We start from the raw sequence: 14,431 nt of genomic DNA on the forward strand, positions 1-14,431 counted from the left end.
ATTAAACAATAAATAAAGAATAACGGAGATAAAATTTGGCAACAAAGAAAAAAACAAATTTTGATGATATTACCAAAAAATATGGCGCTGAACGTGACAAAGCTTTGGCAGATGCACTTGCTCTGATTGAAAAAGACTTTGGGAAAGGTTCACTTATGCGACTTGGCGAAGCAGCCAACCAGAAAGTGTCAGTAGTAAGTTCAGGCTCACTTGCACTTGATATTGCGCTTGGTGCAGGTGGATATCCTAAAGGACGTATCGTTGAAATCTACGGACCAGAATCTTCTGGTAAAACAACAGTCGCTCTTCATGCCGTTGCAGCGGTTCAAAAAGAAGGTGGAATTGCAGCCTTTATCGATGCTGAAAATGCGCTTGACCCAGAATATGCAAAAGCGCTCGGTGTCAATATCGATGAACTTTTACTTTCACAACCAGACTATGGTGAACAAGGGCTTCAAATTGCTGAAAAATTGATTACATCTGGTGCAGTTGACTTAGTTGTTATTGACTCAGTTGCAGCTTTGGTACCTAAAGCCGAAATTGACGGTGAAATTGGTGACAGTTCAGTTGGGCTTCAAGCTCGTATGATGTCACAAGCCATGCGTAAACTTGCAGGACATATTAATAAAACAAAAACAACAGCTATTTTCATCAACCAATTGCGTGAAAAAGTTGGGGTTATGTTTGGTTCGCCAGAAACAACACCTGGTGGTCGTGCATTGAAATTCTACGCTTCTGTACGTCTTGATGTACGTGGTTCAACAAAAATCGAAGAAGGTTCTGGAGATAACAAGACCCAAATCGGTAAAATCACAAAAATCAAAGTCGTTAAAAATAAAGTGGCTCCACCATTCAAGGTTGCTCTCGTTGATATCATGTTTGGTGAAGGAATTTCAAGAACCGGTGAACTTTTAAACATTGCTGTTGATGAAGGAATCATCAAAAAATCAGGCGCTTGGTTTGCTTACAATGACGAAAAAATTGGTCAAGGAGCAGAAAAAGCGAAGAACTATCTCAAAGAACATCAAGAAATCTTTGATGAAATTGACCATAAAGTTCGTGCCGCACACGGTCTTCTTGATGAAGCAGAAGTAGCAGAAACTACAGAAGATACTTCAACAAAAGCTAAGGCAACTAAAGCTAAAAAAGAAGAAAAAGTAGTCGAAACTGAAGAAATTGAACTCGAACTTGAAGATTAAAAAAACAGCTGATTATTCAGCTGTTTTTATTTTTTTAAAGAAAGTAAATAGTCCAAAAATAAGAACCCAGATCACAGAACCAATAGCCGGAACAATTGTATCTTTAAAGCAGAATAGTGAAATAAAGATTAAGACAAATCCAGCAATCGCTAATGGAATAAAGATGTGGGCTGCAGGTAAAACAAACCCTTTAGGATCAAAATCGCTTGATTTCCGATATTTAAGATAAGTAATTAAGGTCATCAGATAAACCACTAGAAAAAGATTGGTTGCGACACTGGTAATAAAGACAAAAGAATTAGAAATCGCAGGAATCATCGAGATGAATGGAGTAAATAGAATTAATAATGAGGTGAAAAGTAAAGCATTTACTGGTACACCAGCTTTTGAAAATTTAGTAAATGGTTTAAGTATTTTATCATTATTGAGTTTTGATAAAGAATAAAGATTACGAGTGATTGAAAAGAGGGCAGAGTTTAAAGCCGAAGCAGCAGAAGTTAGTACGACAAAGTTCACTAAAGCCGCTGCCCACTTAATTCCAATGAGTTGGAAAATGGTAACAAATGGTGATTTATCAGCCGGAATATCGCGCCATTGGTAGATACTCATAATTGCCAACAGTGCCCCAACATAAAAGAGGACAATCCGAATTGGAATTTGGTTGATCGCTTTTTTCAAAGTTGGTCTAGGATTATCTGTTTCTGCTGCAGTCATTCCGATGAATTCCATCGAAACAAAAGCAAACATGACCATCTGGAAGCTTTCAAAGAAATTAGAAAGCCCATTTGGGAAGAACTCGAAGCCTTTGGTGATATTAGTTACACTTACAGTATCAGTTCCTGTATGATAATGACTAAAAATGAGGATTATTGCCGTTAAAATCAAACCAATAATCGCCACAATTTTAATCATCCCAAACCAAAATTCGGTTTCTCCAAAAAATTTTGGATTTAAAGTATTCAATAAAGTTAGAAGAACTAATACAAAGACTTCTGTCATCCAAATTGGTAAATCCGGCAACCAAAAATTAATATAAGTCCCAATAGCAATTAGCTCAGCCATAGCTACAAAAACAACAACCAGTAAATAAGACCACTGAATAAAGTAACCAGGTTTTTCACCGAGATAACGTGACACAAAATTTAAAAAGGAATGTTGATTGGGATCTTGGTAAAGCATCTCCCCGATAGCTCTTAGGAGAATATACATAAGCGCACCGATTATTAAATAAACAAAAATAATTGATGGGCCGGTGAGGTGAATCGATTTTCCGGCACCGAGGAATAATCCCGTACCAATTGTTCCAGCAATGGCAATAAGTTGAATATGCCTATTTTTTAAACCACGTTGTGAGGGCTTATTTTCTTCATTTTGATTTGTATTCATAATATTATATTATACGCTTTTTCATTTAGTTTTTCAGAAGTCACTCTGTCTAGGAAAAGATGACTCGCTTAGATTTTTTTATAGTGCGAGTAGAGTCCAAAGAAAGTTGTCCAGACAATTGCTCCCAAGGCCGGATAAAAGGTATCAGCATTGAAAAACAAAGAAGCAAAGACAATTGCAAAGATAGCTACGATAAAGGGAACGGTAATTTGAGGTTTTGGTGTCAAGAAACCTTTAGGATTGTAATCTTCAGATTTGCGATATTGCCAATAAGTGTAGAGGGTAATAAAGTAAACCACTAAAAATAAATTAGTCGTACAAGAGGCTGCAAAATCGAAAGCATTTTTTATCTGAGGAATAAGAGTCAGGACAGGAGCCAAAAGCGAGAGAGCAGTTGCCATATAAAGGGCATTGATAGGAATTCCCGCCTTAGAAAGTTTTGTAAAAGGAGTTAATCTTCCTTTGTCATGCTGTTGAGCAAGTGAGTACATATTTCGTGTTGCTGAAAATAATGAACTATTAAGCGCTGAAGCAGCAGAAGTCAGGACAACAAAGTTAATGAGCGCCGCTGCCCATTTGATTCCAATAAGTTGAAAAACCATAACAAATGGAGATTTATCAGCCGGAATATAGTGCCAGTTGAAAATAGCCATAATAGCCAAAAGTGCTCCAACATAGAAAAGTAAAATACGTACTGGAATTTGATTAATTGCTTTTGGTAAACTCTTTTTAGGATTAACTGTTTCTGCCGCAGTCATTCCAATAAATTCCATAGAAGTAAAGGCAAACATAACCATTTGTAAGGCACCCACAAAGTTCCAAGCACCGTGTGGGAAGAGTTGAAAGCCATCAAAAATGTTGTTTAGTGAAGCAGAGTCATGAACGGTTTTTCCGCTTAAAACAGTGCTATAGTGAAAATTACCAGCTACTAAAATAATCGCAGTGACAATCATTCCAATGATTGCTGCTACTTTAATCATCGCAAACCAAAATTCAGTTTCACCAAAAAAGCGAGAATTTAAAGTATTAAGTCCAAAAAGAAGAGCTAGCATGACAATTTCAATCAACCAAAGTGGAACTTGAGGAAGCCAAAATTGAATATAAGTTCCGATTGCTGTCAATTCAGAGATACAAACAAAAACAATAACTAACCAATAAGACCACTGAGTGAAGTAACCTGTCCTGACGCCTGAATATTTTGTGACAAAATTTAAAAATGAATGCTGACTAGGGTCGTTGTAAAGCATTTCTCCGATTGTTCTTAAGAAAAAGAACATCGCAATCCCAATAAGAATATAAGCAAAGATAACGCTTGGACCAGTCATTTGAATGGTTTTCCCAGCTCCTAGAAAAAGTCCGGTACCAATCGTTCCAGCAATAGCAATAAGTTGAATATGTCGGTTCTGTAAGCCCCGTTGAGCTTCATGTTTCTCTTGAAGATTTTCCAAAAGTTTTCCTCCCTTAAATTATCAGATAATTCCAATAATGTGTTAATTATTATACCAAATTAATAAATTTGTATCAAGAGTCATATTCTTTTTTGCTAAAAATAACAGTAAAGGGTATCATTTGATATTTATGATATAATAAAAATATGTTAATAATCGACCAAAATCTATTAGAAATAGATAATTTGTTGGAAAAGATAATGGACGAGTTTTTGAAATTTCCAGAAGTTGAAGCTTATCAGAAAGCTAAAGCTGATTTTATGGCAGATGAAAATTTACAAAGTCAGCTTAAAACTTTACAGGATAATTCTGAATATATCGCTTTTCGCCCAGAGCTAAGAGCGCTTCAGCATGAAATAAATTTGAATGAGAAGGTTTATGCCTTTCGTTTGGCAGAAAATGACCTTCAACAAATTTTGACAGCTTTGACTAAGAAAATTACAAATAGTATTTCGGAACAGATTTATGTTGATGAGAATTTACCGTTGAAAGGAGGGCAACATGGACGACATCATGGAAAGCATTGAGAAAAAAGAAATTCGCCCCCTTTTTATAAAGGAGCGAATTGCAGTTTATGTTTATTGCTATTCATATAAAGGAACAAGACAATTAAGTAAATTTGGAGATGTGGTTTATACAAGCCAAAAATCAAATTATAGTTTACTCTATGTCAATAATGAAAATCTTTCAGATTTATTGAGTAAATTAAAAGATTTGAAATTTGTTAAAAAGGTACGTGTGGGTCATATTAAAGAACTTGACCAAAACTTTTCTGAAGCTTTTGCTCAAACTAATCTTGCCGTTAAAGAGGAAATTGAGCGCTTGTAAGTAAGGGAATAAAAGTGAGCTCACGTGTCAATAATGTAATTGGTATTGTGTATTATTTGAGTGAGCAGACTTTTTTTGTTAATATAGTAAAAAAAGAGAGGAGACTTGGTAGAGTAATACTGCTTCATTAGATGAAGTTTGGAATTTGTAAAAAAGTTGTATTCTATAGATTCTGATTATCACTTCTTCTCAACCATGAAACGATACCCAAAACCAAGGAAGAAAAACTATGTTGGAGACTCATTATTACTTCACTCCCATTTTAGACCATTTAGAACCATTTGATCATAATGATTGGCATTTATATCCGATTGTCACTTTACCTGCGGCTAAGCAACTACGGGATGCAGAAGATTTGCCTAAAAATATTGTTTCGTTAAATGCTTGTTATGACCGTTTGCGAAAAGTATCACTTGATTATCTAACTGTAAATCTTTACGGACGAAAACAAGGAAGAGCTTTTCTCTTATTGTTGCAGGATGTTTTAGAAGAAACGACGATTTTAGATTATACAGTTCAAGTTCGTCAGCAGATTTTGAAAGAAATCGGCGTGTCTACTCTGAATTTTATGGAATATCGTTCTTTTGCTAAAAGACATCTCGCTTTAATGTTAAAAGATTTTAGAAAAAATGATTTTCAAGCCTCTCCAGCAAGTCTGATTATGACTAATGAGGAATGTTTGAAAATTGAAGATTGTCCTCATGCCCTCTTACAACAATACTTAGAACAAATTGAAAAAACTGCCTGATACTTGTCAGACATTTTTTTTATAAAAAAATACTGACAGGATTCTGTCAGTAAAATTTTAAAAATTATTTTCGTAAATGTCTTAAACAGTCTAAAAAACGAACAACTTTGGATTTTGAAAAACGATATTCAACTCGATTTTTATCTAAAAAGTCAAAAAAGTCTTTTTTCCCTTGTTTGCTGTCATCTACTTCAAGCTCAAGCTCATAATCAGTATGCCCTAGATAATCATTCTTGTCTAATGCAGCAAGCCCAATTGGAAGATGTTGCTCATAACGAATCGTCGTCAAACTTCCAATTAAAGTGATTTCCTCAAGATTAATATCTCTTGCAGTCAGTAACTCACAGATTTCACTTAAATCAGTCTCTCCACAGACAATACTTCGCTCGCCAAGGAGTTGTTGAGCTTCTTCAAGACTGAGATCAATATTATATTCAATATTTCCAACTTCTTGCGGAACTTTTAAAGTCATTTCTGCGGACTTATCAAAAGTTCTAATACGCAAAGCCAATTTTTTCTTGCGTAATTTAAAATCTTTTGAATCTAAGTAGTGGTTAGTTTGCCTAACAGGGGTTACGTGAGTAAAGAGTTTTTTGAGCTGGTCATACTCAGCCAGCGACAATAGCGACTTATACTCAATCTCCAAATTCGTACTCATTAATTAATTTTTAAGATAATTTTCTAAAGAAAATATCTTTCCTTTCAGTTGGGTTAAACGATATATTAATTAAAAGTATATCAAAAGGCTGACTATAAGTAAAGTTGCGCCCTAAGTTGAAGAAAGAGAAAAGCTGGCTCAAAGCAGAGAAACAAAGGGAAGTTTTAAAAATGAAGGAGACTAGACAAGGACTGAAAATATGATAGAATTAAGGCTATGGAAAAAGTAGAAGAGAAATATCATTTAAAAGATTTTTGGGATTTTGGTTTGAAACAATTTCGGTCAGCAATTTTTGCAATTACCATTATTCTGTCATTAATTGTGACTACCTTCATCAAAATTCCACATCTTGCACGTTATGACACTTTATTGATTTGTGTCATCGTCATTCAAATGATACTTTTGGTCAGCAAATATGAGCGAGCTTATGATTTAATTCCAATCATGGTCTTCCATGTTTTGGGAATGATTTTAGAAATATTTAAAGTAAAGCATGGGAGTTGGTCCTATCCAGATGCCGGCTTATTTAAAATTATGGATGTTCCCTTATACAGTGCTTTTATGTACTCGGCAATTGGCTCATATATTGTTCGGGCAATAAAAGAGTTTGATTTAGAAGCAATCAATTGGCCGCATTGGTTGATGTCCATTGGTATTTCTGTTCTTATTTATCTCAACTTTTTTAGTGGAACCTTTGGCTTTGATTTCAGAAATATCTTTTATCTCTTTATTTTAATGATTTTCTGGAAAACTAAATTTTCTTTTGTATTGCGGACAAAACGTTATCAAATGCCGGCAATTTTGAGTTTCTTTTTAATCGGTCTCTTTATTTATTTTGCAGAGAATATTGGTTCTTATTTTAGTGCTTGGACTTATTCTTATCAGTTAAAAGCTTGGCAATTTGTTGATTTAGGTAAAATCTCTTCATGGACTTTATTGATTATCGTTTCAATCATTATTGTTATTGAACTACAGAGATATTTTTCAAAAAAGATAAAAGTAAAAAATATAATTAAGAACTAAAAAGGGCAAAATGATTGCTCTTTTTTTATTGAAATTTAAAGCATTTAAGTAGCAATAATGTGAATAAAGCAAACTTATGTTAAAATATTAGATGTGATTCTAATAAATATAGAAGTCAGAAATCGTTTAAGATTTAAATACTCAAAAAAGGAGTATGTGAGAGCAATTGCTTTTGCAAAGTGAAAAAATGTTTAATTGGGAAGAATTCTTGGACCCTTATATCCAAACAGTTGGTGAGTTAAAAATAAAATTTCGGGGCGTTCGTAAGCAATATTTGAAGAAAGGACTTTATTCTCCGATTGAATTTGTTACGGGGCGCGTGAAACGTCGAGAATCAATCAGAAATAAGGCCAAACTTCGTGGTTACACACGAGAAAACTTAGCTGAAATGGAAGATATTGCTGGTGTTCGAGTGATGGTCCAGTTTGTTGATGATGTTTGGGATGTATTGGAGCTTTTACGTAAACGCAAAGATTTTAAAATTATTGAAGAACGTGATTATATTAATAACCAAAAAGCTTCTGGTTACCGTTCTTATCATGTAATTGTTGAATATCCAATTGATACAATTGATGGTTTCCAAATTGTCAATGCTGAAATTCAAATTAGAACTTTAGCCATGAATTTTTGGGCAACGATTGAACACTCCCTTAATTACAAGTACGGGGGCTTGATTCCTGAGGATGTCAAGGCAAGATTGACTAATGCAGCGCGTGAAGCTGCTCAACTTGATTTGGAAATGGGCGAAATCCGTGAGGATATTCAAGAAGCACAGTTACTTTTTGATAGTCCTCAGCAAAAACAAGACTTTAAAAAAGAAAATGGTGAAGAAAATGAACTTTGGTAAAAAAGTCTGGCTTATTGGAAATTCGAGTGAAAAATCCAAAAAAACGCTCAATAAATTGAGCAAGATTTTGAAAGCTGAACATTTCGTTTTTGATGATATTAATCCTGAAATTGTGATTTCAGTTGGAGGAGATGGGACGCTTCTAAGAGCAATGCACATGTACGAATATCAGCTAGATCGTGTGCGATTTTTGGGTGTTCATACGGGGCATTTGGGCTTTTATACTGATTTTACTGACGAAGATTTGTTTGAAGTCGTAGAGGCTCTTTATGATGAAAATCCAGCTCAAGCGATTCACTATCCACTCATTCGTGTTCAAGTTAGTTTTACTGACGGATATCAAATTGTACGGCACGTTCTCAATGAAGCAACGATTCGACGTGCAAGTAAAACGATGGTTGGTGATGTTAGAATTTCTGATTATCTTTTTGAACGTTTTCGTGGGGACGGCTTGTCAATTTCAACTCCAACAGGTTCAACGGCTTACAATAAATCAATTGGAGGAGCCGTTGTTCATCCGCGAGTAAAAGCAATGCAAGTTGCTGAAATTGCAAGTTTGAACAATGTCGTTTATCGAACATTAGGTTCACCAATGATTGTAGCTGAGAAAGATACAATTACCGTTTGTCCTGCGCCAGAGGATGATTATAGTTTGACTTTTGATCAGTTGACTTTTGAATACAAAAATATCAAATCAATTGAGTTTTCTTTGGATGGAACAACGATTTCTTTTGCAAATTGTGCTCATACACCATTTTGGGAACGGGTCAGTAAGTCCTTTATTGGGGAGGTTGAGTAATGCAGTTTGCTTTTAGAAACGAGATTGAAGGAAGCATGGTTAAATCAATGCTAAGCCGTCACGGTATTTCTAGGAGATTGCTGACAAAAGTAAAATTTGATGGTGGAAAAATAACAGTTAATGGTCAGGAAAAAAATGCCATTTATCGTCTGGAAAAGGATGATTTGGTGACGGTCACAGTCCCAGATGAGCCAGATAATGAAAAGTTAATTCCTGATGATTTTCCACTCAATGTCCTATTTGAAGATGACCACTATTTAGTGGTTGAAAAGCCAGCAGGCAAGCCATCAATTACAGGGTCCTTGCATCCGACTGGTGCCATGTCAAATGCTGTCAAAGGATATATTAGTCAAAAAAATTATGCTAATCAAACGGTGCATATTATCACTAGACTAGACCGTGATACCAGTGGAATCATGTTTTTAGCTAAACATCGTTATGCACATGCTTTAATGAATCAACATAAATTTCGCGACACGATGGAAAAACGCTATTTTGCTATTGTAAATGGCCAAGATTTGCCAGATTCTGGTCGAATTGATTTACCAATTGGACGTCGTGATGATTCGATTATTCAAAGGCAAGTTCGCTTTGATGAAAAAGCAAAAGATGCCCTGACTTCTTACGTTGTTGCTGAGCGAAAAAATGATTTAGCCCTTCTTGATATTATTTTGCATACAGGCAGAACTCACCAAATTCGTGTTCATTTTTCTCATTTGGGTTATCCTTTAATTGGTGATGATTTATACGGTGGAAATCATGATTTGATTTCACGTCAAGCCCTTCACTGTCATCATTTACAGTTCTTAAATCCTTTTACTGACGAAATGGTTCATGTTGAATTAGACATGCCAGAAGATATGAAAAACTTATTGAAATAAAAAAGTTACTGACAGATTTTCTGTCAGTAACTTTTTATTTATTAAAATTTCCAGTTTTTAAGAATTTTAACAGATTTAATTTTTACAGGGTCAACAGGAGATGAAGCTTCGCCAGAACCACTTGATGTAACCTCGGCTTTAGCGATTTTATCAACGACATCCATTCCTGAGATAACTTGACCAAAGACAGTGTAACTTCCGTCTAAACTAGGGTATCCCCCTTTTTTATAAGCATCAATTATTTTTTGAGGATATTTAGTCTTGTCTTGAATTTGACTGGTCATATCTTGGGAATTTTGCACAATGAAAAATTGTGAACTGCTAGAGCTTGCTTGGCCGGTATTTGCTAAAGCAAGTGCGCCGCGGATATTGTACAGTTGATTAGAAATTTCAGTATCAAATGTTTTCCCACCAAAAATTGAAGCAGTACCAGTTCCTTGATTAGAAGGGTCACCAGATTGAATCATGAAATCTTTGATGACACGGAAGAATTCATTGTTTTTGTAGTAACCATTTTTGGCAAGAACAAGGAAATTTTGAACCGCATTAGGGGCCAATTTAGGGAAAAGTTTAATATTGATATTTCCAGCAGTCGTTTTAATTTCGACCTCAGCTTCATCCTCAGCAACAGTTGTAGAAAGTTGTGGCAAAGTCAAATCATTAAGGGCAGTTGTAGAATTTTTTACTGCATCATGTAATTTATAATTTGTTGGATAATCAACTTTTTGGCTTGAAGAAGTGCTTGTACTACTTGCTGTATTATCAGTTGTTTTTGGACGATTTGCAAAGAAAACAAGGAGTCCAACGACAATAACTAAGACAATCCCAAAGATTGTAAAAAGAATTGTATTATTTTTTTTATTCGTATTCATAGGAATATTTTAACATAAAAATGAGTAATTATAAATTTTTATCAAATTAATTCTTGCAATTTCCAAAAAAAAGGTATAGAATATAGAAAAATCACGAAAGGAGAATCACGAAATGAATAACTTCTCATTACGCCATCATCATTTGCATAGATAAGAGTTGTGTCATACAGTAGGTATAGATACAGCTTTAGAGTACGCTCAAGTATCTATGCCGGTGATTCTCAAGAGACCGGTTGTAAAGACAACTGGTCTTTTTATTTGTTCGTGCTCTGGTTTGTAGAAAAAAACAAGAGATTAGAAAGCAAAGATTATGGAAAATCAAAATCAGGTCAAGCGCAACCTTAAACAGCGCCACATCACCATGATTGCATTGGGTGGTACAATTGGAACAGGTTTATTTTTAACCTCAGGAGCAACAATTAGTCAAGCAGGTCCCTGGGGCGCAGTTCTTGCTTATTGTTTTATTGGTATTATGGTTTACTTCGTAATGACTTCCTTAGGTGAGATGGCGACATATTTGCCTACCTCAGGTTCATTCTCCGATTATGGCGGTCGTTATGTTGATCCTGCTTTTGGCTTTGCATTAGGGTGGAACTATTGGCTCAATGGAGCGATTACCATTGCCGTGGATTTAACGACAGCAGGATTGATTACGCAGTTTTGGTTCCCGCACCTTCCGTCTTGGATATTTTCAGGAATTGCGACGGTCTTAATTTTTATTATTAATGTTATGGCGGTTGGAGCATTCGGGGAAACAGAATATTGGTTATCAACGATTAAAGTGATTACGATTGTCCTCTTTTTAGCTATTGGTTTACTTACCATTTTTGGAGTTTTGGGACAAGGAAATGTTGATGTCGTTGCCAATTTAAGTGCTGGCAATCATGGCTTTGTTGGTGGAATTTCAGGATTTGTTGGAGTTTTACTTATTGCCGGATTCTCTTTTCAAGGAACTGAGCTTTTAGGGATTACCGCAGGTGAATCTGAAGACCCAGGTAAGTCAATTCCTAAAGCAATGAACTCTATTTTCTGGCGTATCTTACTTTTTTACATCTTTTCAATCATTGTGATTGCTGCAATTATCAATTTTAAAGACCCTCGCTTGTTAAATCCAAATTCGACAGCTGTCATGAGTCCATTTACTATTGTCTTTAAAAATATTGGCTTTGCAGTTGCAGCTTCAGTTATGAATGCGGTCATTCTTACTTCGGTAATTTCATCAGCAAATTCAGTAATGTATGCTTCAACACGTATTCTTTATTCATTGGGACAAGAAAAAGGCGCACCAAAATTCTTTGGACGAACAGCAAAAAATGGAATTCCTTTTTATGCCCTATTAGCCACAACAATTATTTGTTTTATTGCTTTCTTAACTGGAATATTTGGAACGCAAATTTATCTTTTCTTGGTTGATTTATCATCACTAACAGGATTTCTTGCTTGGCTTGGAATTTCTATCAGTCATATCCGTTTTAGAAGAGCCTATATTGCTCAAGGGAAAAAATTGGAAGATCTTCCTTACAAAGCTAAATGGTTCCCATTTGGTCCAATTGTTGCGCTCTTGATGACTGCGGCAATTGCCATTAATCTTGACCCAGCCATGCTTTTTAGTGAGCACTGGGGTGAAGGCTTAGCTTTATACGCTGCAATTCCTATTTTCATTATTCTTTATTTTGGTTATAAATGGAAGTATAATACAAAAATTATTCCACTTGAAGAAGTAGATTTGAGTCGGGAAAAATAATATCTGAATCACAATTCGTATAGAGTTGTGGTTTTTTATTTATAATATAAAGAGAAGTAAGGACATTTTTTAAGAGTTACTTACCCAAAATTACCAAGTGAAAGAGGAAATGGGATGAAGTTTATCGCCATTGTTGGGACCAATGCTAGTTTTTCTTATAATCGAAAACTCCTTTGGTACATGAAAAAACATTTTACAAAAGAAGCACAAATTGAAATAGTAGAAATTACAGACCTGCCACTATTTTCTGAGGATATCAGAGAAATTCCTGAAGGGGTTCAGAAAATTGCAGAGGCAATAAGAGAAGCGGATGGTTTGATTTTTTCAACGCCTGAATATGATCATGCGATTACTGCTGCTTTGAAATCATTGATAGAATGGCTGTCATGGATAAAACCTCAGCCATTGAACAGTCTACCGGTTATGATTGTTGGGGTTTCTCTTGGAAATATGGGAACTGTTTTTGCCCAAGAAAACCTTCGACAAATTTTGAGTTCACCGGGTCTGGATGCTTTTGTTTTACCTTCCAATCAATTTCTTTTAGGACGAGCAGCTGAAGCATTTAATCAACAAGATGAATTGATCGATGAACGGACAATTAGCTGGTTGGAGCATTGTTTTAATAATTTTATGATTTACAGTAAAACATTAAAACCGATGAGATTTCCTTCGCCAAAAAAAGAGAATAATAAAGAAATAATTGAGAGTGAGGAAAGTAAAAACTCTACAGAAACCGATGAAGTTTGGTGGACTAAAGAAACGAATCAAGGATTGCCAGTTCTTTCCGATGCAGATACAGGAGCTTCTGAGTATGAAGAAGTGATTGAACCTGAAAATTCGGCCTATCTACAATTTTTGGAAGAGGGAGAAACTTGGGAGTTTGATGATATTGGAGAATTAAGAGGAAAATCGGAAGAAGAAGACTGATGAAAATTTTAGAAAAAAAGTCAACCTTGAAAATTTCCAAAACTTATCGAGCTTTAGGGACAGTCATTAGCTTAACAATTTATGGTCATCAAGACGAGGAGCTATTAGATAAAACTTATCAATTAATCAAGTATTATGAGCAGCTTTTTACGGTAAATCGTGACCAATCAGAATTGATGGCTGTCAATCATAAAGCAGGAATAGAGCCTGTTCAAGTATCAGGAGTAGTTTATGGCTTAACAAAAATAGCGCTTGAAAAAAGCAAGGAAGCATTTGGTTTTAATGCAGCAATTGGTCCTCTCGTTAAACTTTGGCATATTGGCTTTTCAGATGCTAAATTGCCAACTCAAGCAGAAATAGATGAAAAGTTAAAAATAATTAATCCAGATAGGATTATTCTAAGGGATGATGAATTTTCAATATTTTTGCCAGAAAAAGGGATGGAAATTGACTTAGGAGCGATAGCAAAAGGTTATATTGCCGACCGGATTAAAGATTTTTGGGATGCTTACGGTATCTCCTCCGGCATCATTAATCTAGGAGGAAATCTTCTATTGGTGGGAGAAGCTCCGCATCAGACAGATAAAAAATGGCGCATAGGCATTAGAAATCCTTTAACTAATGATAAAAAACCTGTGCTACAGCTTTTGTCTGGTGAAGGTTCTGTTGTGACTTCGGGAATTTCTGAGCGTTACTTGAAAGTGAATGATAAGATTTACCATCATATTATTGACTCCAAAACAGGTTATCCACACCTTAATCAGCTGGCCAGTGTTACTGTTTTATCCCAAAAATCAATTGATGGTGAAATTGAAACGACCCGATTATTTTTTGCTGACGGTCCAATTGAAAATTGGCTGACAGAAAATCCGGAAGTTTATGGCGCTATTTTTATTAGTAAAGATAAGAAAATAAAAGCCGTTGGAATTCCCCAAAGTCAGATTTATGTTGCTGATCAAAGTTTTGAATTTGAATAAGTTAAAATTTAAGTGTAGATAATTTCTGTCAGTACTTTTGCCAATAAAAATTTACTGACAGAAATAAAAAAAACCGCCAAAAGCGGTTTTTATT

15 protein-coding genes are annotated in these 14,431 nt (G+C 35.2%); 11 read left to right on the forward strand and 4 right to left on the reverse strand.

All coding sequences use genetic code 11. The features are described from left to right. Positions 1-35 precede the first annotated feature (35 nt). Complete coding sequence (recA, locus tag MKX45_RS03285) at positions 36-1,199, forward strand: recombinase RecA (RefSeq protein WP_023189932.1); 1,164 nt, start codon at positions 36-38, stop codon at positions 1,197-1,199. Positions 1,200-1,211: 12 nt separating this feature from the next. Here recA and MKX45_RS03290 read toward each other — a convergent pair whose 3' ends face one another. Both MKX45_RS03290 and MKX45_RS03295 read right to left on the reverse strand, forming a co-directional pair. Continuing rightward, positions 1,212-2,585 (reverse strand): amino acid permease, encoded by a 1,374-nt coding sequence (locus MKX45_RS03290; RefSeq protein ID WP_003131627.1) that lies wholly within the window; start codon positions 2,583-2,585, stop codon positions 1,212-1,214. Positions 2,586-2,653: 68 nt separating this feature from the next. Continuing rightward, positions 2,654-4,033, reverse strand: coding sequence for an amino acid permease (locus MKX45_RS03295; RefSeq protein ID WP_278215965.1), 1,380 nt, complete (start codon positions 4,031-4,033; stop codon positions 2,654-2,656). Between the two features lie 146 nt (positions 4,034-4,179). Between MKX45_RS03295 and MKX45_RS03300 the strand changes: the two genes are divergently transcribed. The 3 genes from MKX45_RS03300 to MKX45_RS03310 all read left to right on the forward strand — a co-directional run bounded on the left by MKX45_RS03300 (position 4,180) and on the right by MKX45_RS03310 (position 5,609). Further along, positions 4,180-4,560, forward strand: coding sequence for a YlbF family regulator (locus tag MKX45_RS03300; RefSeq protein ID WP_010905299.1), 381 nt, complete (start codon positions 4,180-4,182; stop codon positions 4,558-4,560). Further along, entirely contained in the window at positions 4,547-4,861 is a 315-nt protein-coding gene (locus tag MKX45_RS03305; protein ID WP_003131624.1) for a YlbG family protein, read from the forward strand. The genes MKX45_RS03300 and MKX45_RS03305 overlap by 14 nt, the downstream gene beginning before the upstream one ends. 229 nt (positions 4,862-5,090) lie before the next feature. Continuing rightward, on the forward strand, positions 5,091-5,609 hold the full coding sequence (locus MKX45_RS03310; RefSeq protein WP_003131623.1) for a hypothetical protein: 519 nt from the start codon (positions 5,091-5,093) through the stop codon (positions 5,607-5,609). A gap of 64 nt (positions 5,610-5,673) precedes the next feature. Here the strand turns inward: MKX45_RS03310 and MKX45_RS03315 are convergent, their stop codons facing one another. Continuing rightward, positions 5,674-6,267 (reverse strand): CYTH domain-containing protein, encoded by a 594-nt coding sequence (locus MKX45_RS03315; protein ID WP_278215964.1) that lies wholly within the window; start codon positions 6,265-6,267, stop codon positions 5,674-5,676. Positions 6,268-6,483: 216 nt separating this feature from the next. On the opposite strand from MKX45_RS03315, the gene MKX45_RS03320 reads away from it, so the two are divergent. The 4 genes from MKX45_RS03320 to MKX45_RS03335 all read left to right on the forward strand — a co-directional run bounded on the left by MKX45_RS03320 (position 6,484) and on the right by MKX45_RS03335 (position 9,817). After that, the gene (locus tag MKX45_RS03320; RefSeq protein ID WP_340816804.1) at positions 6,484-7,290 is read left to right on the forward strand and encodes a DUF817 domain-containing protein; all 807 of its coding nucleotides are present in this window, start codon (positions 6,484-6,486) and stop codon (positions 7,288-7,290) included. Between the two features lie 187 nt (positions 7,291-7,477). Further along, positions 7,478-8,137: a GTP pyrophosphokinase gene (locus MKX45_RS03325; protein ID WP_025016557.1), complete on the forward strand. Its 660-nt coding sequence runs from the start codon at positions 7,478-7,480 to the stop codon at positions 8,135-8,137. Then, on the forward strand, positions 8,124-8,936 hold the full coding sequence (locus MKX45_RS03330; RefSeq protein ID WP_003131619.1) for an NAD kinase: 813 nt from the start codon (positions 8,124-8,126) through the stop codon (positions 8,934-8,936). The genes MKX45_RS03325 and MKX45_RS03330 overlap by 14 nt, the downstream gene beginning before the upstream one ends. Continuing rightward, positions 8,936-9,817, forward strand: coding sequence for an RluA family pseudouridine synthase (locus MKX45_RS03335; RefSeq protein WP_017864117.1), 882 nt, complete (start codon positions 8,936-8,938; stop codon positions 9,815-9,817). The genes MKX45_RS03330 and MKX45_RS03335 overlap by 1 nt, the downstream gene beginning before the upstream one ends. Before the next feature lie 41 nt (positions 9,818-9,858). On the opposite strand, the gene MKX45_RS03340 is transcribed toward MKX45_RS03335, so the two are convergent. Further along, positions 9,859-10,689, reverse strand: a complete 831-nt coding sequence (locus MKX45_RS03340) for a peptidylprolyl isomerase (RefSeq protein WP_003131617.1) — start codon at positions 10,687-10,689, stop codon at positions 9,859-9,861. 310 nt (positions 10,690-10,999) lie between these two features. Here MKX45_RS03340 and MKX45_RS03345 point away from each other — a divergent pair, with 310 nt between their 5' ends. The 3 genes from MKX45_RS03345 to MKX45_RS03355 all read left to right on the forward strand — a co-directional run bounded on the left by MKX45_RS03345 (position 11,000) and on the right by MKX45_RS03355 (position 14,337). Further along, positions 11,000-12,433: an amino acid permease gene (locus MKX45_RS03345; protein ID WP_010905304.1), complete on the forward strand. Its 1,434-nt coding sequence runs from the start codon at positions 11,000-11,002 to the stop codon at positions 12,431-12,433. A gap of 114 nt (positions 12,434-12,547) precedes the next feature. Further along, positions 12,548-13,360, forward strand: a complete 813-nt coding sequence (locus tag MKX45_RS03350) for an NADPH-dependent FMN reductase (protein WP_021723379.1) — start codon at positions 12,548-12,550, stop codon at positions 13,358-13,360. Continuing rightward, positions 13,360-14,337, forward strand: a complete 978-nt coding sequence (locus MKX45_RS03355; protein ID WP_023189927.1) for an FAD:protein FMN transferase — start codon at positions 13,360-13,362, stop codon at positions 14,335-14,337. Before MKX45_RS03350 ends, MKX45_RS03355 begins: the two co-directional genes overlap by 1 nt. Positions 14,338-14,431: the final 94 nt, after the last annotated feature.

The sequence above is a fragment of the Lactococcus sp. FSL W8-0209 genome, assembly GCF_038006585.1.
Taxonomy (GTDB): Bacteria; Bacillota; Bacilli; order Lactobacillales; family Streptococcaceae; genus Lactococcus; species Lactococcus lactis.

What these genes read in the sequence shown, in the direction of transcription:
- MKX45_RS03330 (WP_003131619.1), top strand. Translation starts at nt 8,124, where the DNA reads ATGAACTTTGGTAAAAAAGTCTGGCTTATTGGAAATTCGAGTGAAAAA.
- MKX45_RS03300 (WP_010905299.1), top strand. Translation starts at nt 4,180, where the DNA reads ATGTTAATAATCGACCAAAATCTATTAGAAATAGATAATTTGTTGGAA.
- MKX45_RS03355 (WP_023189927.1), top strand. Translation starts at nt 13,360, where the DNA reads ATGAAAATTTTAGAAAAAAAGTCAACCTTGAAAATTTCCAAAACTTAT.
- MKX45_RS03310 (WP_003131623.1), top strand. Translation starts at nt 5,091, where the DNA reads ATGTTGGAGACTCATTATTACTTCACTCCCATTTTAGACCATTTAGAA.
- MKX45_RS03315 (WP_278215964.1), bottom strand. Translation starts at nt 6,267, where the DNA reads ATGAGTACGAATTTGGAGATTGAGTATAAGTCGCTATTGTCGCTGGCT.
- MKX45_RS03320 (WP_340816804.1), top strand. Translation starts at nt 6,484, where the DNA reads ATGGAAAAAGTAGAAGAGAAATATCATTTAAAAGATTTTTGGGATTTT.
- MKX45_RS03325 (WP_025016557.1), top strand. Translation starts at nt 7,478, where the DNA reads ATGTTTAATTGGGAAGAATTCTTGGACCCTTATATCCAAACAGTTGGT.
- MKX45_RS03345 (WP_010905304.1), top strand. Translation starts at nt 11,000, where the DNA reads ATGGAAAATCAAAATCAGGTCAAGCGCAACCTTAAACAGCGCCACATC.
- MKX45_RS03350 (WP_021723379.1), top strand. Translation starts at nt 12,548, where the DNA reads ATGAAGTTTATCGCCATTGTTGGGACCAATGCTAGTTTTTCTTATAAT.
- MKX45_RS03340 (WP_003131617.1), bottom strand. Translation starts at nt 10,689, where the DNA reads ATGAATACGAATAAAAAAAATAATACAATTCTTTTTACAATCTTTGGG.
- MKX45_RS03305 (WP_003131624.1), top strand. Translation starts at nt 4,547, where the DNA reads ATGGAAAGCATTGAGAAAAAAGAAATTCGCCCCCTTTTTATAAAGGAG.
- MKX45_RS03290 (WP_003131627.1), bottom strand. Translation starts at nt 2,585, where the DNA reads ATGAATACAAATCAAAATGAAGAAAATAAGCCCTCACAACGTGGTTTA.
- MKX45_RS03335 (WP_017864117.1), top strand. Translation starts at nt 8,936, where the DNA reads ATGCAGTTTGCTTTTAGAAACGAGATTGAAGGAAGCATGGTTAAATCA.